Here is a 16,891-nt window from a genome sequence, read left to right on the forward strand (position 1 = left end):
ACCACCGAATTTCTTCGCACATACAGTTGCAATTGCAGCTGTTAAAGTTGTTTTACCATGGTCAACGTGACCGATTGTGCCCACGTTAACGTGTGGCTTATTACGTTCAAACTTAGCCTTAGCCATGTTCATCTTCCTCGTTTACGTCGAACACAGGTATAAACAACTCAGTATCGACACATCGCCTAAAAAAATCAGACACCAAATACTTGAAAAGCAGACTAATAAGCCTGCTTTCTTAAAACTTGTAGATAATCTACTAAACTGTAATCTGGAGCTCTTATCGAGATTTGAACTCGAGACCTCTCCCTTACCAAGGGAGTGCTCTACCACTGAGCTATAAGAGCAAATATAAAACTTCAAATGGAGCGGGAGACGAGGGTCGAACTCGCGACATGTAGCTTGGAAGGCTACCGCTCTACCAACTGAGCTACTCCCGCACGATGTTGGTACAAAGACCACTTTTTGAAGTCTTAAAATTGGTGGTGAGGGAAGGATTCGAACCTTCGAAACTTTCGTAGCGGAGTTACAGTCCGCCCCCTTTGACCGCTCGGGAACCTCACCATTTTACACTTACTTCAGTGTCGCTCTTTACTTAACTTACTCAACTCTCTAAGATGGTGCCGGCACACGGATTCGAACTGTGGACCTACTGATTACAAGTCAGTTGCTCTACCAACTGAGCTATGCCGGCGTTTCTTAGTGTTTCGTACGTTTCGTATCGGAACGGTGTGCAGTTTAGCAAAACTCAAAATCCTTGCAAGTGTTTTTTTCAAAAAAAACGTCAAAAACTCACAAAATCAATCCGTTTGATGATAATTCAACCGCTTTGATCACTGCGCGAGCTTTTATTTGGGTTTCATTCCACTCAGATTCAGGATTTGAGTCATAAACAAGCCCTGCTCCAGCCTGAACATAGACCTTATTTTCACGAATCACGCAGGTACGAATCGCAATCGACATGTCCATTTCACCATGCCAGCCTAAATAACCAACAGCACCACCAAAAATTCCACGTTTTACTGGCTCAACTTGGTCAATAATTTCCATTGCTCGAATTTTAGGTGCACCCGAAAGAGTGCCTGCAGGGAAAGTTGCTTTAAAAACATCCAATGCATCCACATCATCACGGACTTCACCTTGAACATTGGACACAATATGCATGACATGTGAATAACGTTCGATCACCATTTGATCTGTCACTTGCACTTTTCCAATTTTTGAGACGCGACCGACATCATTTCGCCCCAAGTCAATCAACATCAAATGTTCTGCAATCTCTTTTTCATCCGATAATAAGTCTTGCTCAAGAGCTAAGTCTTCTTCTTTGGTTTTACCACGTGGGCGTGTTCCTGCCAGCGGACGTACCGTTGCAATGCCATTTTCAAGACGCGATAAAATTTCAGGGGACGAGCCGACAATATGAAAAGGCTGATTATTTTCCAAAGTTTGCCCTTGCACCAAGAACAAGTAAGGCGATGGATTCAAATGACGTAGTGCGCGATATACTTGCAGAGGTTCTCCATCAAAGTCAGAAACCATGCGATGCCCTGGTACGACCTGCATCACATCACCCGCACGAATATACTCTTTCACCGTCTCAATGGATTCTAAGAATTTCTGTTTTCCAGTGAGTGACTCAAAATGTGGTGCAGTATGTGGAGTCGCTTTAAGACTAATTGGCGTTGCCAACAAATCCTCTAGAACATCTAGTTGCTGCTGTGCTTGCTGATAAGCCTCCGCATTATTGACATCAGCATGCACGATCAGGAATAAAGTATCTTTTAAATTATCAAACACAATTACTGTTTTAGACAGCATCATCCAAATATCTGGTAAGCCTACAGGATCCGCTTCTGGCACGTTATTTAAACGTGGTTCAATATAACGTACTGCATCATAACCAAAGTAACCCACCAAGCCCCCTGTAAAGCTTGGTAAAGCAGGTAAATCTGCTTGGGTTGGAACTTTATATTGAGCTTGAAAATCACGGATATATTGAAAAGGATCTACGCAAGGCTGCTTTTCTATCGCTCCATCGGCTTGTTGAATGGTGAGCTCACCTGCGTTGCACGAGAAAACAGTCGATTCACCTAAACCAATAATCGAGTAGCGCGCCCAGTTTTCACCACCCTCCACGGATTCAAACAAATAGGCTTGCTTATGCTCTTTTAGGCGAGCAAAAACAGATAATGGCGTCTCGGTATCAGCTAAACGCTGACGATAGACAGGAATTAGGTTATAACCTGAGTTTTTGAGTTGATCGAATTGAGCTTGTGTTGTCATGAGTGTTTCTCTATTTTTTCAATATGGCGATATCAGTTTTTAAAATTAGCAGGTTGAGTTTCGCCATCGAAAAGCCATATGTTTACTCATGTTCATTCCTTCGTTTACAAAGTTACCCAATCAGCTCACACAGATTATCCACCACTTGTTGTGGCTGACAATCTAAAATATTTTCACCATGATTATAGCCATAGCTGACCACAACACAATCAATACCCGCACGGCGTGCAGCCTCAACGTCATTGGATGAGTCCCCAATCATTAAGACCTGGTCTTTGTTTTGCGCATATTGCTCAACACAGTGTAACAACTGACGCGGATGAGGTTTGCGCTCTTCAAAACGATCTCCACCAATGACATCAGCAAAATAATGACTCATCCCCAAATGATCGACAATGGCGCGTGCAGGTTGTTCAGGCTTATTGGTCACACAAATCATGGTTTTCTTTTGCGCCAAGCCCCATTCCAAAAATGGCACAATGCCATCAAAAGGTAGCGTTTCCACACATGGGTCAGCATTATAAATCTTTAAAAACGTATCCAATAATTGTTGTTGCTGGGCTGGATCAACTTCACCAGTCAAATGCTTCAAGGTACTTTGACAAAACAGTGCCGTTCCTTTTCCTATCCAGATCCGCACCTGTTCTTCCGTCACGGTTGGTAGTTGCATGGCGTTGAGACTCATGTTCATGGCACGATGTAAATCCGTGGCAGAATCCACCAAGGTTCCGTCTAAATCAAAAAGTAAAACTTCTCGTTGCGCCAAGTTAGCAATATTCATTCACCCTCACCCATTTTTATCATGTGCTGCCCAAAAACAATCAAGGCATGCTGTTGCATGCCTTGATTGTAGTGTGATCTGAATCTTATTTGAACATCAGCCACGCAATAATGGCTAAAATAATCAAGACAATGATTGAGATGAGTCCCAGCGAGGCATTTTTCTGAGTTTCAGCCTCTTGCGCAACCTGTACTTTTGGAGCCTCATTGTTCTCAACCTGAGGTACGCTAGGCGCAGTCAAGTCCACCCCTGCTGGAATAGGCGCAGGTTTAGGAATACCAACATTTTGTGGCATACCATCACGTGTTAGGCTCACATTAGCATCACGCTCTTTCAGCTCTGGCATTCCCTGATCATTCATTTGCTGTGCTACTGTTTTGGGTTGCTCAGGTTCTGCTTGTGCTGTTTCCGAAGTAGCAACAGCTTCCGATGGCTGAGCAATCGTCTCTTCTACCACAGTCGCACCCAACGTCGCATCATCTACTGACTCAACCACCTGCTCAAGTGGCTTTGCAGGCTCAAGTACTGAAAACTTTAAGCTGGCAAACTGGACAATATCACCCTGCTTTAACAAGGTCTCTACAGCAATTTGCACATCATTGACAAACGTGCCATTTGACGAACCGAGATCTTGTAACCAGAGTGCTTGCTCTTTCAGTAAAAAGGCTGCGTGCTTACGCGAAATTTCAGATTGTTGTAATAAGATATCTGCCGTCTGATGACGACCCACCAACATATCACGATCAATATTAATTTCTTGACCAGTTAACTCACCAGAAATTGCTTGTATTTTCCAAGTCATGACTTATCTCTCTATGTGCTGATTTATCATAACACAGTGAATATTCTTTACCATTTTGCCTTTTATGCAGATGAAGTAAAATCATCTATGCTGTATTCGACTGTAAATCCTCAGATTTTAAAGTAAGTTGTCGAGACCGACTTTTGTGTCATCTGCCCAAGCATGGCACCTTGCATCCGATCAACACTTAAATTCTTCCATACAGACTCAGGTTGCTGCACTTGTGGTAACTGACTTGACGTGGTCTTCTGAGGCACTTTAGCAACGGGTTGTTTTTGAATCACAGGTTCAATCGCAACAGGTGTTGTTTCTACCTTAGGTTGAGTTGCTGTCGGGCTGCTCGGTACACGCTGATAAGATTGTGGCAAGCTTGGTTTCGTTGAGCTAACAGGCAAACGTTGTTGGAAGACATCATCGACATTTTCTGGTAATTTTGAAAAACTACCATCTTTATCCATAGCCAACTGCAAACTGTATAACTGACTATAGCGCTGTTGAGAAAGTCGACGTGCTGACTCAGCATCACCAACAATCGTTGGATGAATGAAAACCAACAAATTGCGTTTCTGATCCGTCTTACCATCTGAACGAAATAAGCGCCCCAAACCAGGAATTGCACCTAGACCAGGAATTGACTGGCGTGAATAGGCTGTATTATCAGAAATCAAACCACCTAGAACAATGGTATTACCATGTTCTGCCAAGACTGAAGTCTTGATCGCACGCTTACTGGTAACCAAATCTTGCGCTTCACCCTTATTGGTTTTGACATCTGAGACTTCTTGTTCAATCTCTAAACGGATCGTTCCGCCTTCCCCAATATGTGGCACCACCTTAAGCGTTACACCCACATCTTTACGTTCAATCGTTGTATAGGGATTGGCTGTGCCTGAAGATGTGGTAGAAACCGAACCCGTCACAAACGGTACATTCTCCCCCACAACAATATAGGCTTCTTCATTATCCATAGTCACAATAGACGGTGTGGAAAGCAGATTCGACTTAGTTTTACTCTTTAAAGCCTGAATCATGGCACCATATAACTGGCGAGAACCATCACTGCCTTCTTTGTAATCACCCAAAATGAGTGAAGCACCAGCTCCAATTGCACTGGCTGCCCCTGCACCACCACTGGCTAAATAACCCGCCGCAATACTTTGTAAACTTGAACCAATATTGTCAAAGTTAATAATTCCCACACCACTGCTTAAATCACCCATCGCCCATTGTACGCCCAGTTGATCTGCATCATTCCCTTCCACTTCAAGAATAGTTGCCTCAATCAGGACCTGCTGACGACGAGTATCCAATTGCTGAATAGCAGACTCAATTTCACGCATGAGCTGTGGATCGGCTTTAACAACCAACGCATTTTGTGAGCTATCAGCAATAATACTCACTCCATTACTATTAAAACTGGTGATGTTGTTTTGATTGCGATTGGACTGGCTATTTAAGTTAATACTGGGTGTAGAAATCTGTGAAGACGAACCCTCACTGTTATTATTTTGGCTAAAGGCCGCATTAGTGTTGCCACTATTATCAGCAGACTCGTTACTATTGACTGCTTGTCCCGAAACTAAGCCTTGTAAAATCTCAGATAAGTTTTTGGCGCTGGCATATTTTAAACGAAAAACCTTCAAGCCACCCAGACGTTCCGCAGCAGGCACATCGAGCATCTCGATCATTTGGCGAATACGTTTACGTGTAGCGGTATCCCCTTTTAAAATAATCCGATTGGTGCGGTTATCTGCAATAATACGTATTCTTGAGCCTTTTAAGTCCTTGATGGAACCTGTGCCGCTCATACTCTCCAACAACCCTATCATCTCTTCAGCTTGACTCGACTGTAACGACACCGCTTCAATATCATTTTGTCCCGTACCATCCAAATTACGGATAATGGTTTCAAGCTGATAAATATTGCTAGCACGATCGGAAACAATCAGTGCATTGGTTCCATTCACTGCCGATAAATGTGCAAATTGTGGCATCAGCGGGCGTAATGCTGGAATTAAATCATTGGCATTGGTATTTTCCAGCCAAATCACCCGCGTCACAATCTGATCACCTGTAGCGCGGTGACGTGCGTCATAGGGAATGCCTGAGCTTTTTACATTACTATCAGGCACAATTTTAATGGTTCTGCCAGATGGGATTGCCACTACACCATTCACATTCAGCACCCCTAAGAACAAATCATAAACTTCTTCTTTGTTAAGTGCTTTGTTTGAAATGACCGTAACATTGCCACGAACCCTTGGATCCACCGCAAAATTTTTCCCAGTGATATCTGCAACTTCATTAATAAATGCGGTTAAATCTGCATCGCGTAGATTAATTTTCCATGTTTGCGCATAACTGGCTGTGCTCACCGTGGCAAGCAAAGGTGCTGCAATTGTTAGTGCCCATGCTGAGCGGTGATTCAATAAAGCCATAAATCCAAATCATTCCTAACTGATACTGGTGATGCTTGATCACTGAAAATTTTGTTGTACCGTAATGATACGATCACCACGTTTCACTTCTATTTTTACTTGTCCTTCACGACGCGCACGCTCCAATAACTGCGCATCATTTTGCCCCTGTCCGATCGCTTGACCGTTTAAAGACATAATCTGATCTCCCGCCTGCAAGCCTAAACGACTACGTAGTGCAGCAGGGGTTTGTTCCGTCACCTGATAACCTTGGCCAGCATTATTGTTGGTACCGACACCCAAATCCTTTAAATATTGCTCGCGATCTTGTTGTAAGCCCTGTACTGCTTGGCCTAATGCTTGCTGCTCTTGACTCACAGGAGGAACTGCAACAGGTGCAGTCGTCGGAGCCACAATTTGCTGATCTAGATTATCAATTCCTTGGAACAACAATTCTCGGGTTTGCCCACTGTTATTTTTGAGAATCGCGCGGTCCCAATAGACCTCAGCCAGATAATATGAACTGCCTTCTATGCTCTCCCCCACCCGATAACGATCTGCTACATTATTTGACTTAATCACAGCAGATGAAAACTGACTAGGTTGCCCAACCACCACACCTTGTAGCTGTAAATTGAGCTGATCATCTGCAGGATTCTTACTTTGCTCTGCAAATAGCGCAAAATTGGTAATATTCGGGACTTGGGGTTGCTGTGAACCCAATTCAACACGTGGCATTTGCATAACTTGTGGTGGCGCCACCCAGAGCCAAAATAAGCCAGCCAACTTCCAGCATAGTGCCAAGATCAAAAGCATTAAACACAGTGGTGCTAGGCGCTCAAACTGTTTAAGGTTCAGCTCTGGTAATTTCTGTAGATCAAAATCCATTAAAAGCCCCCATTCAGCAGAGGCTGACGCGAACTCACCACATAACTATCTAGACCTGCTTTACCTTGATAAGATGGCACATTTAACATTAAACGTTGGGTTAATTGCACATCCAGCATCAAGTCTGGATCAACCGTTAAATTCATGAGTTTTTGTTGACGTTGATCCTGCAAATTAATCATGAGTTTATTTTGATCTTGCGATAACTTTCCTGCCAACGATGGAATTTGCATTTGCTGTGGACGTTGCGCAAAGATATACATCAATTCCCCTCCAGCCCACTGCATGCCACCACCTACCTGACTAAAACCTTGCTCTTTTTTATAATTAAAATCAATTTCTTGCAACTGGATTGCATTGCTAGGCCATTGCCAATTGGCGACCGACTTTAAAGCTTCTGGAGCAATTTGTCCGTTCAAATCCCGCACTATGACTTTTTTCCCGAAACCATAGGCCAACACACCATCCAGTTTGGTATTGGCACTATAAATCTCAACATTGGCGCCTGCACGCAGTAACAGTAAATCTAAAGGTCGGGTTGTCCAAACAACGGTTCCACGTAATTTTCCAGTTTGCCAATCGGCCTGTCCATGCCAAAGATTACCGCTGACATTCTGCAAAATCTGATTGTTTTTATAAAATTTTGCAATGAGCCATGCTGCCGGTATTTGCAGCAAAACGAAGATTAAAAATACTACAACTGTAAACATCCACCACGTGACGTATTTAGGTTTTGTGATTCTCCCACCACGAACTTTCAATTATTCTTCCTTGCTTCATTTTTTGTCTTTCTTTGATAGACATTATGCATAATTTTACAACAACACCAAACGTTAACTACAAAAAAAACCAAGCATATAATGCTTGGTTTTCGCAGTTTATGTCACGTCTGTGACAAGGCGATGACTTAGATTAGGAAATCTTCTAGCTTCGCACCTTTTTCCAACTGAGCCACTAACCAGCGTGGTTGCTTACCACGACCTGTCCATGTTTCAGCAGCATTGCTTTTGTTACGGTAACGTGGCTCGACAGACTTACGCGTGCCTTTCTTACGCTTCGTTGCACCAAACTCTAAAATTTGTTCGATGCTTAAACCTACATTTTCTGCAATTGCAATAATTTGGGTATATGCATCTTCAACTGCTTGATCTTTTTTAGATGCAATTAAAGCTTCCGCTTCGATTTGTAGACGCTTTAACTCTTCTACGGATAAATTACTAATATCTGGCATACATTAACTCCATTAACCAACATTTTATTTACTGAGCCTATTTAATAATATTTTGATTAGACCAAAGACTCAACTCATCCATGACTTAAACAACAATACTTAGACAGTATTTATATAGTCTAGCGACTTTTAAAATAAATAAAAAGACATTTATATTTTATGTCCGATGGTTAACTCGAATTCTTTGAGTTTATGACGCGTCAGTTCAGGGATTAATGTTTTCTGCATATTCACCTTATCGACACAAACAATAACCGCTTCCGCTTCTGCAACGATAGATTGTTGTTGCTCGCTCCAGAGTAAATAATGCATACGAAATGCACTATTTCTAAGTTCTTCAATCCGTGCACCGATGCTTAATTGATCTGGATAAAATACAGGTTTTAAATACTTGCACTGATTTGATGCGACCACAGTCAGTATGTCCGAAGATAAAATACCTGTCCGCTCAATATAGGCCAAACGAGCACTTTCCACATAACGGTAATACATGACGTTATTAACATGACCAAAGGCATCCATATCTCCCCAAGCCACCTGTTGGGTATAAACCAATGGGTAATCTAACAGGCTCCGCATTATCCACCTATATTTTCATTTCGACAAAATTTGCATTATTTTCAAAAATTAAATTTAACTGTTTAATTAAATCCTCATCCCCGTTTAAGGTCGACTTGATTCTTAAATAGTTCATTAATACATTATCTGGATATAAATTTAATAACTCATCGGCTTGGTCTTTGTTCCCTAAAGCGGTATAAATATGCCATTTTGCAAAACTCAAAACGGGCACACTCATATACTTCGCTTCCCATGCTTCGATATGCTGTTGTAAATCGACATAATCAGGTAGCTGTTTCAAAAGTTGCTGTTGAAACCACAAATAAAATACTTCTGCATTAAACTGTTGATTGAGCAAATGAATCGACAGAATTTCATGTTGTGCACTCAAATCAGGCATGCGCGCTAATAATTTAAGCCATAAAAGTTGAATATCATAACTGCGGGTAAAAATCTGATCCGATAGATCTAAATAGCGCTGTTTTAAATCTTCTAAATTGTCATAGCTGGCTTGATCAAATTTAATCAACAAACGTTTCAACCATGCTTTCTTCACATCCTGATCCAAATGACCATATTGGGTTGAACGCAAATACAGCCATGGAAACTGAACCGCGAAACGCCCCCACAACTCTTTTAAACAGGATTCATAAGCCGTTTGTACATCCTTTAGCCATGGTGAAAGTTCATGTTGATTAAGAAACTCAAGATGAGTGAGTGCTTGTTCCGCATCCTCTTTCGCTAAAAAGAGTTCAATACGCTGAAGTTCAGCCAGTTCAAAAGCCATGGCATTGCTTTGACTTAGTGCACTGAGTGCTTCTGGAAACTGCGCCTTCATCAAGTATAAGCGCGCATCAATAATACTTTTGAGCAAGCCCGACTGAGCAAACGCATTTTGAATAAAGGCCTGCTGATCTCGACCTGCATCTAACAACCAGATCACAGCCAATTGCTCGTAGGGATGTAAATTTTTAAAATCAAAAACCGTTTCTGCTTTACGTTTTTCCCGACTAAGATAACGTTTCAGCCCGAGCCAACATAGGTGCAAACCAAGACTCAGTACGGCTAATGCAAGAAACATCACCCAAAGATTGGTTTGCAATTGCCAGTCATGCCAAAATACATAGACATAGCCTGCACCATGTCCGTAACTCAAAACACTCAGTACAGCAATCGCAATTAAACTCACCAAGCCATAAGCAGTCAGTATTTGTTTCATCTCATTACCCCAGCAACGCACGTGTGCCTAAAATCGGGGTGGGCACGACCATCAAAGTCTTTAATTTATTCAATTGTTTTAGCAGTTCTTTAGCTTTAGGATCTGGTAGCTGCTGAATGAGCAACATAACCTCAGTCAAATCTTTTTGGTATTCGGTGTATTGTCCTGAAATTAAGGCTTGACGGGCCAATAACAAACGCAATTGGGCCTCTTTCAAAATAATCTGGCGTTGCATTAACGCTGTTGCGGGTGCTTGAGCAGGTTCAAGCTTAAACCATTGTTTCCAAAAGGGTTCAGACGAATCACGTACGGTGCTTAACTGTGGTTGCTGTATTTCACGATTTAAAGCCAGATCAATCTGTTGCAGTTGACGGTTAATTTGTGCTTGCTGTTCATTGCGCTCAGCCACAAATTTCTGAATGGTTTGCATATCTCGCGCGATGACCTGATGCAGACTTTGCTTCAACGCCACAGCCAAATTATATTTTTCCAGTTGCATATCTAAAAAGGCCAATTTATCGGTGGCCACCACATACTGCTGTTGCTTTAAGGCAAACTCCACCAAGTCCAGTTGTTGTTTGATAAACAAAATTGGATCAATACCCTCAACCACTTCTTCAGTGAGCTGACTACTCGTCGCATTCGCTACTGCAGGACTCTGCTTCAAAGTTTCTTTTTGACGTTGCATGGCGACAACTTGATCGTTCAAATTAGCACTGCGCTGCTCGATTTGGTGCATCTCACTCAACAAAGCAGTTTGCTGTGTACTCAGCCCCCACACGTCATAACTCAGCTTCGCAACCCACGCCAACGCAGCCATTAACACCACTATAAGAATCTTCTTCATGCGTTCCCTTGCCCACTGCATAACAACTGTACAATCGTGGCTGTCTTTAAGTCTTTCAGTACACTCACTTTAAACTGTACATACATTTGCTGTTGAGACTGTTTCAAGATGTGAGCCAAACGTTCACCTAATACCAAAAAGTGTCCTTTTTGCAAAAGTTGAATGTTTGTGTCTAGCAGAGCTAACCAATTCAGCCAACTAGCCTCACTACTGATCAGCGCAACATAATCATTATGTTCTGATAAACATTGAACCAATTCAGCCTGTTGCTGCAAAGTTTGATGAGGACAACGGCGTTCATATAGCACAAAGTTCAGTATAAAACGCCCGTGTTGCATTAAGGTGTCCATCATAAACTGACGCCCACCCTCGCCACGCCAAAATGCAATGCTCGCATCATCAGCCAAGTTCTGCAAAACAGGTAATTGTAACATCCCTTCTGAGCTTTCCACCTCGGGCACAACACTATCTAAACCAAACTCAGCTAAAGCTTGTGCAGTCTTTTGTCCAACAGCAATCCACTGAAGATGCTTTAAGTCAGACAGAGCTAGCCCACTGCGCACCAATTGATCCATACCAAACTGTACAGCACTTGGACTAACCACGACCACAACCTGTACCTGAGGCAACTGATCATACAAATGTGCCAAGTCTGTATCCCATAGCCTTGGAATGAGTTCCAATAAAGGCAGAGAATAGACCTCAACCGCCTGTTGCTCTAGCACTTGAGTCAGGCTTTTCGCCCGACCGACTGGACGCGTATTAATAAACAACATCGTAACTAATATTAATGATAAAAAGCTTTGAGCAAGTCACCAGCGCCTTGTGCCAATAGCTCTTGCGCCAGTACAACCCCTAAATGCTCTGCTTCAGTAGCATCACCTGCCACTTGTGCTTTCAGTAAGGTTTGCCCATCGACACTGCCCACGCGGCCTTCAAGCTGAATGCGGTTATCTGCTAAAGTGGCATAGCCTGCAATCGGTACCTGACAGCCACCTTCAAGATAAGCATTGAAAGCGCGTTCAGCACGTACACAAGTATCTGTTTCTAGATGTAGTAAGGGATGAATCAGGTCCAAGACTACTTGATCATTGCCACGACACTCTAGCCCTAAAGCCCCCTGACCCACAGCAGGTAAACTCAACTCTGGTTGAATGGTATGGCGGATACGTTCTGCCAAACCCAAACGTTTTAATCCTGCACTGGCCAAAATGATGGCATCATACTGACCCGCATCCAGTTTAGATAAACGTGTTCCCACATTGCCGCGTAAGTCGATAATGTCTAGGTCTGGTCGTTGTTTTAAGATTTGGCATTTACGGCGCAAACTCGAAGTACCAACCTTTGCCCCTTGTGGCAATGCATCAAAACTCGCATAACTATTCGACACAAAGGCATCTAAAGGATCTTCACGCTCACAGATGACCGCCAGTGATAAGCCTTCAGGCAAAGCCATTGGAACATCTTTCATCGAATGCACTGCCAAATCAGCACGACCATCCAATAACGCTGCTTCAAGCTCTTTGACAAATAAACCTTTGCCACCAATTTTTGCCAATGGCGTATCTAAAATTTTGTCCCCTTGAGTAACAAAAGTTACCAACTCTACGGTGAGCCCCTCATGCAATGCTTCTAAACGAGCACGAATATGTTCAGCCTGCCAAAGAGCAAGTGGGCTTTGTCGAGTAGCGATCTTTAGGGTTTTCATAAATTTTAGTATGTGCCAATAAGAATGAAACTATCTTAAACTGAATTTCCCCCATTGGAAATGTATTCAGCCTAAAGCACTGAGTCTCATTTCTTGCAGCATTACCGATGGCTTTAAGTTAGAGCTTATGTAAGCGCTCACGCAATCCTGGCAAATGCCGTCGGCTGACTGCCAAACGTTCATCTAGCTCACGGCAACGCACTTGATACTGTCCAGAGTTAACCACCTCTAACCCTTCTAAAAAGTGAACTGAAACCAAAGCATTGCGGTGGATGCGAATAAAGGCATCCCCAAACTCATGTTCTAAGTCTTTTAAGGTTTCATCAATTAAAACACTGCCATTTCTATGACGGACAGTGACGTATTTTTGATCCGCTAAAAAATAATAAATATTTTCAACAGGAACCAACTCCACACCACGATAGGTTTTCGCTGCGATTTGATGTCGCTTTACATTAAATTCGTCCATATTTTCTTTTTGTTTTATCTCGCTCATTTGAGCTTGGGTTAATTTAGTGAGGTGACCAAGCACCTGTTGCAATTCCTGTTGCATCACTGGTTTTAATAAATAGCCTTCAGCATGTGACTTAAATGCGTCAAGCGCATGTTCATCGTAAGCTGTACAAAACACCAAAGCAGGCATGGGCTCAAGCTGACGCAAAAAATGCGCACAGGTTAAACCATCCATTTCTGGCATTTGAATATCCAAAAGTACAACGTCTGGCTCATATTGTTGAGTGAGTTCTATAGCTTGTTGACCATGCGATGCGGTTGCCACCACCTGATGTCCAAGCTGACTCACCAATCGAGATAAACGTTCAATTGCTAAAGGCTCATCATCACAAATTAGGATGTCCATTTATCTCCCCCCCAACAGTCACCTTGTTTATTTTTATAGGTTCACTGTGGCTTATTTATATTGATACTGCACAACAGTGGTATACATTCCTTCCCCTGCATAAGTTTGAAAACTGACACTACGCCCAAAATATGCTTCTAGACGCTGCTTCACATTTTCAATGGCAATACCATGTCCCTGTCGTTTATGAATTGTTTCCTTTGTAAATGGGTTAGTTATCACGATATTAACTTGATTTTGCAATATTTCAATCAGTACACTTATCGTACTCTTAGTTAAAAATTTTTCAACTCCATGAAAAATACTATTTTCAAGTAAAGGTTGTAAAGTTAAGAGTGGAATATGTACCTGCGGACATAACTCGGCATGTTCGATTTTCCATTCAACCTGTAAACGATCTCCCAAACGAATTTGCTCGATTGCCAAATAGCGTTGACATAGCTCAATTTCATCACTTAACTTCACCAACTTCAGCTCTTGAAAACTGGCTCTAAACAGGCGCGACAAGTTGAGTAACATTTGCTCTGCTTTATCTGGATCAATCGCAATTAAACTGACAACATTATTTAAACTATTAAACAAAAAATGTGGATGAATACGGGCTTGCATAGCTTGTACCCGCGCATTCAGTTCACTATGTTGCTGCCTGAACCACTGCTCTCTTAAATATAGATAACGAAAACAAAAAGTCCCCAACAGCAGACCATAACCCAAATGTAGCGCCACATCCTCGAATAGAACTGGCGAAGTTAAACCTTTGAGACTAAAATTGATGCCAAAGAAGATCAGCATATTAAGACTCAGCGTGGTCGCCAAAACAATGATCTGTAATAAAAAAAAGCCTGACAATAAAGTCATACCCAAACTTAAATTTTGCAACTTTTTTTGAGCATACTGCATCAGTGCGGTAAACGACAGCAACACCCAATTAATGTAAAGCATATAACTCAGCACATGCCCAAACACCAAAGCTGACCAAGACTGTGCTTCGGCCAAAGCCAACAGCATAGCCAACAAATTTCCACCAACAAACAGCTCCAGCAAATGTGGCCATTGCACAATTTTACTAAATAAATAGGAAATATTGGGCTTGGTCGTACTGGAAGTTAAACTTTGCGCATCTTGAACTTCGGCAAGTTGTCTTGAATTTGTTATACTCATGCGAGTTCTACCGCTTTTTATCTTATTGAGCCGACATGACCACATCTTCTAATTCCTCAAATCCGTCACAAGCCCAAACTTCGGGTATGTGGGGCGGTCGTTTCTCTGAAGCTACTGATGCCTTTGTTGCTGAATTTACAGCATCTGTACAATTTGACCAACGCTTTTATAAACAAGATATTGCAGGCTCTATTGCCCATGCGACCATGCTTGCAAAAGTTGGCGTTCTGACCGAACAAGAACGTGATGACATCATCAATGGCTTAAACACCATTCAAGCTGAAATCGAAGCGGGTCAGTTCGAATGGCGTATTGACCTAGAAGATGTGCACATGAATATTGAGTCGCGTTTGACTCAACGGATTGGCATCACAGGTAAAAAGCTCCATACAGGTCGTAGCCGTAATGACCAAGTGGCAACCGATATCCGCCTCTATGTTCGCGATGAAATTGATGCCATTTTAGAATTACTAAAAAAATTACAAAAAGGTATTTTGAGTATTGCGGCTCAAAACACGCATACCATTATGCCGGGCTTTACCCACTTACAAACGGCACAGCCTGTGACTTTTGGTCACCACCTACTGGCATGGTTTGAAATGTTAGTCCGTGACTCTGAGCGCCTCATTGACTGTCGTAAACGTACTAACCGTATGCCTTTAGGTTCAGCAGCACTGGCAGGTACCACTTACCCCATCGACCGCGCATTTACAGCAGAGTTACTGGGTTTTGAAGCTGTTTCTGAAAACTCGCTTGATGCAGTATCTGACCGTGACTTCGGTATTGAGTTCAATGCTGCAGCTTCGCTGATCATGATGCACTTATCACGCATGTCAGAAGAACTCATTCTGTGGACATCTGCTCAATTTAAGTTTGTAAACATTCCAGACCGTTTCTGTACGGGCTCATCCATCATGCCACAAAAGAAAAACCCAGATGTGCCTGAGTTAGTACGTGGTAAAACAGGCCGTGTCTATGGCGATTTGATGAGTTTGTTAACACTCATGAAAGGTCAACCGTTGGCGTATAACAAAGACAATCAAGAAGACAAAGAGCCTTTGTTTGATGCGATTGATACCGTGCGTGGCTCGCTCATGGCTTTTGCAGACATGATTCCTGCTTTGGTGCCAAACATCGACATCATGCGTGAAGCAGCGCTTCGTGGCTTCTCAACTGCAACCGACTTAGCTGATTACCTTGTTAAAAATGGTGTGGCTTTCCGTGATGCACATGAAATTGTGGGTAAAGCTGTTGCTTTAGGTGTTCAAGAGTCCAAAGACCTCTCTGAATTGACTTTAGAACAACTTCAACAGTTCTCTGACTTAATTCAAGCTGATGTGTTTGAAAAAGCGCTGACCCTTGAAGCGTCAGTCAATGCGCGTAACCACATTGGTGGAACTGCACCTGCGCAAGTAGAAGCTGCCATTGAACGTGCCCATGCGCGTTTAGAAAAACTTTATGCTCAATAAGGACGTCTAGATATGACTCGACAAGTTTTTTGCCGTAAATATCAAACAGAAATGGAAGGTTTAGACTTTGCACCGTTTCCAGGTGTAAAAGGTCAAGAGCTTTTTGAAAGCATCTCCAAGCAAGCTTGGGGAGAATGGTTAAAGCACCAAACCACGTTAATCAATGAAAAGCGCCTAAATGTGTTTGAACCTGATGCGAAAAAGTTTCTTGAAGAACAACGTGAGAAGTTTTTTAACAATGATGAAAGCTTAGAGAAAGCTGAAGGCCTAAAGCCTGAGGCGTAATAAAGCGGAGTACTGCTCCAGCACGCCGTAAGACAAGCGAAGCGCATCGTTTCAAATGTCATGAAAGAGTCTGTAAAAGGACTCTTTTTTTTATTTGCATGTCGATTGACTAAATCACTCTCTAAAGTAAAAAAGAAGATAGATGACACGTGGATGACTTAATTACTGTTTAAACCGATTATTTGTATCCAAATGATTGAGTGTAAACATAGCGCTACAGAACCTGTATAAAACTCAACATTACACTACAAGAACCTACATGACGCAGAAAAACATCTTTCCTATAATGACATTCAAGGATAGAGGGAAACCTCTTATCTATAACGATAAATATCCCCGATTTTAGTCTCAGATTTCCCCCAAAATCTGAGATTTTT

The 16,891-nt window shown here is 42.3% G+C and carries 17 protein-coding genes and 4 tRNA genes; 2 read left to right on the forward strand and 19 right to left on the reverse strand.

The annotated features are described in order from the left end of the window. From GBI16_RS03560 to GBI16_RS03650, 19 genes are all read right to left on the reverse strand, one after another. Positions 1–126, reverse strand: a 126-nt coding sequence (locus GBI16_RS03560) for a GTP-binding protein (protein ID WP_227518531.1), incomplete at its 3' end; no start/stop codon positions are given. A gap of 146 nt (positions 127–272) precedes the next feature. Continuing rightward, positions 273–347 (reverse strand) — tRNA-Thr (locus GBI16_RS03565). 17 nt (positions 348–364) lie between these two features. Continuing rightward, a tRNA-Gly gene (locus GBI16_RS03570) sits at positions 365–440 on the reverse strand. Positions 441–480: 40 nt separating this feature from the next. Beyond that, positions 481–564: transfer RNA gene (locus GBI16_RS03575), tRNA-Tyr, on the reverse strand. Between the two features lie 54 nt (positions 565–618). After that, a tRNA-Thr gene (locus tag GBI16_RS03580) sits at positions 619–694 on the reverse strand. A gap of 98 nt (positions 695–792) precedes the next feature. Next, positions 793–2,286, reverse strand: coding sequence for an anthranilate synthase component I (trpE, locus tag GBI16_RS03585; protein WP_110974797.1), 1,494 nt, complete (start codon positions 2,284–2,286; stop codon positions 793–795). 112 nt (positions 2,287–2,398) lie between these two features. After that, complete coding sequence (gene gph / locus GBI16_RS03590; protein WP_151706526.1) at positions 2,399–3,067, reverse strand: phosphoglycolate phosphatase; 669 nt, start codon at positions 3,065–3,067, stop codon at positions 2,399–2,401. A gap of 85 nt (positions 3,068–3,152) precedes the next feature. Further along, a complete protein-coding gene (locus GBI16_RS03595) occupies positions 3,153–3,869 on the reverse strand; it encodes an FHA domain-containing protein (protein WP_151706527.1) in 717 nt (238 codons plus the stop codon). Between the two features lie 110 nt (positions 3,870–3,979). Next, a complete protein-coding gene (gene gspD / locus GBI16_RS03600; protein WP_151706528.1) occupies positions 3,980–6,307 on the reverse strand; it encodes a type II secretion system secretin GspD in 2,328 nt (775 codons plus the stop codon). 39 nt (positions 6,308–6,346) lie between these two features. Then, entirely contained in the window at positions 6,347–7,174 is an 828-nt protein-coding gene (locus GBI16_RS03605) for a type II secretion system protein N (RefSeq protein ID WP_086209748.1), read from the reverse strand. Beyond that, on the reverse strand, positions 7,174–7,884 hold the full coding sequence (gene gspN / locus GBI16_RS03610) for a type II secretion system protein N (protein WP_151706554.1): 711 nt from the start codon (positions 7,882–7,884) through the stop codon (positions 7,174–7,176). The genes GBI16_RS03605 and gspN overlap by 1 nt, the downstream gene beginning before the upstream one ends. Positions 7,885–8,081: 197 nt before the next feature. Then, the gene (locus GBI16_RS03615; protein ID WP_086209750.1) at positions 8,082–8,405 is read right to left on the reverse strand and encodes an H-NS family nucleoid-associated regulatory protein; all 324 of its coding nucleotides are present in this window, start codon (positions 8,403–8,405) and stop codon (positions 8,082–8,084) included. A 150-nt stretch (positions 8,406–8,555) separates the two neighbouring features. Further along, positions 8,556–8,984, reverse strand: a complete 429-nt coding sequence (locus GBI16_RS03620) for a thioesterase family protein (RefSeq protein WP_086209751.1) — start codon at positions 8,982–8,984, stop codon at positions 8,556–8,558. Between the two features lie 7 nt (positions 8,985–8,991). Further along, the gene (locus tag GBI16_RS03625; RefSeq protein ID WP_110974803.1) at positions 8,992–10,185 is read right to left on the reverse strand and encodes a heme biosynthesis protein HemY; all 1,194 of its coding nucleotides are present in this window, start codon (positions 10,183–10,185) and stop codon (positions 8,992–8,994) included. A 4-nt stretch (positions 10,186–10,189) separates the two neighbouring features. Then, complete coding sequence (locus GBI16_RS03630) at positions 10,190–11,032, reverse strand: hypothetical protein (RefSeq protein WP_110974804.1); 843 nt, start codon at positions 11,030–11,032, stop codon at positions 10,190–10,192. Next, positions 11,029–11,808 (reverse strand): uroporphyrinogen-III synthase, encoded by a 780-nt coding sequence (locus GBI16_RS03635; RefSeq protein WP_151706529.1) that lies wholly within the window; start codon positions 11,806–11,808, stop codon positions 11,029–11,031. The genes GBI16_RS03630 and GBI16_RS03635 overlap by 4 nt, the downstream gene beginning before the upstream one ends. Before the next feature lie 11 nt (positions 11,809–11,819). Beyond that, complete coding sequence (hemC, locus tag GBI16_RS03640; RefSeq protein ID WP_151706530.1) at positions 11,820–12,740, reverse strand: hydroxymethylbilane synthase; 921 nt, start codon at positions 12,738–12,740, stop codon at positions 11,820–11,822. A 118-nt stretch (positions 12,741–12,858) separates the two neighbouring features. Beyond that, positions 12,859–13,599 (reverse strand): LytTR family DNA-binding domain-containing protein, encoded by a 741-nt coding sequence (locus GBI16_RS03645; protein WP_086209756.1) that lies wholly within the window; start codon positions 13,597–13,599, stop codon positions 12,859–12,861. A 51-nt stretch (positions 13,600–13,650) separates the two neighbouring features. Further along, a complete protein-coding gene (locus GBI16_RS03650; protein ID WP_171327379.1) occupies positions 13,651–14,805 on the reverse strand; it encodes a sensor histidine kinase in 1,155 nt (384 codons plus the stop codon). On the opposite strand from GBI16_RS03650, the gene argH reads away from it, so the two are divergent. Then, positions 14,796–16,229, forward strand: a complete 1,434-nt coding sequence (gene argH / locus GBI16_RS03655; protein WP_004692796.1) for an argininosuccinate lyase — start codon at positions 14,796–14,798, stop codon at positions 16,227–16,229. The two genes, GBI16_RS03650 and argH, sit on opposite strands and share 10 nt — an antisense overlap. A gap of 12 nt (positions 16,230–16,241) precedes the next feature. Next, positions 16,242–16,514, forward strand: coding sequence for an oxidative damage protection protein (locus GBI16_RS03660; RefSeq protein WP_087528582.1), 273 nt, complete (start codon positions 16,242–16,244; stop codon positions 16,512–16,514). The last annotated feature ends 377 nt before the right edge of the window (positions 16,515–16,891 follow it).

This window comes from Acinetobacter sp. TUM15064, assembly GCF_008980265.1.
GTDB lineage: Bacteria > Pseudomonadota > Gammaproteobacteria > Pseudomonadales > Moraxellaceae > Acinetobacter.

What these genes read in the sequence shown, in the direction of transcription:
- GBI16_RS03615 (WP_086209750.1), bottom strand. Translation starts at nt 8,405, where the DNA reads ATGCCAGATATTAGTAATTTATCCGTAGAAGAGTTAAAGCGTCTACAA.
- gspD (WP_151706528.1), bottom strand. Translation starts at nt 6,307, where the DNA reads ATGGCTTTATTGAATCACCGCTCAGCATGGGCACTAACAATTGCAGCA.
- GBI16_RS03625 (WP_110974803.1), bottom strand. Translation starts at nt 10,185, where the DNA reads ATGAAACAAATACTGACTGCTTATGGCTTGGTGAGTTTAATTGCGATT.
- GBI16_RS03645 (WP_086209756.1), bottom strand. Translation starts at nt 13,599, where the DNA reads ATGGACATCCTAATTTGTGATGATGAGCCTTTAGCAATTGAACGTTTA.
- gspN (WP_151706554.1), bottom strand. Translation starts at nt 7,884, where the DNA reads ATGTTTACAGTTGTAGTATTTTTAATCTTCGTTTTGCTGCAAATACCG.
- GBI16_RS03630 (WP_110974804.1), bottom strand. Translation starts at nt 11,032, where the DNA reads ATGAAGAAGATTCTTATAGTGGTGTTAATGGCTGCGTTGGCGTGGGTT.
- GBI16_RS03650 (WP_171327379.1), bottom strand. Translation starts at nt 14,805, where the DNA reads ATGTGGTCATGTCGGCTCAATAAGATAAAAAGCGGTAGAACTCGCATG.
- GBI16_RS03635 (WP_151706529.1), bottom strand. Translation starts at nt 11,808, where the DNA reads ATGTTGTTTATTAATACGCGTCCAGTCGGTCGGGCGAAAAGCCTGACT.
- GBI16_RS03605 (WP_086209748.1), bottom strand. Translation starts at nt 7,174, where the DNA reads ATGGATTTTGATCTACAGAAATTACCAGAGCTGAACCTTAAACAGTTT.
- GBI16_RS03660 (WP_087528582.1), top strand. Translation starts at nt 16,242, where the DNA reads ATGACTCGACAAGTTTTTTGCCGTAAATATCAAACAGAAATGGAAGGT.
- GBI16_RS03620 (WP_086209751.1), bottom strand. Translation starts at nt 8,984, where the DNA reads ATGCGGAGCCTGTTAGATTACCCATTGGTTTATACCCAACAGGTGGCT.
- gph (WP_151706526.1), bottom strand. Translation starts at nt 3,067, where the DNA reads ATGAATATTGCTAACTTGGCGCAACGAGAAGTTTTACTTTTTGATTTA.
- hemC (WP_151706530.1), bottom strand. Translation starts at nt 12,740, where the DNA reads ATGAAAACCCTAAAGATCGCTACTCGACAAAGCCCACTTGCTCTTTGG.
- trpE (WP_110974797.1), bottom strand. Translation starts at nt 2,286, where the DNA reads ATGACAACACAAGCTCAATTCGATCAACTCAAAAACTCAGGTTATAAC.
- argH (WP_004692796.1), top strand. Translation starts at nt 14,796, where the DNA reads ATGACCACATCTTCTAATTCCTCAAATCCGTCACAAGCCCAAACTTCG.
- GBI16_RS03595 (WP_151706527.1), bottom strand. Translation starts at nt 3,869, where the DNA reads ATGACTTGGAAAATACAAGCAATTTCTGGTGAGTTAACTGGTCAAGAA.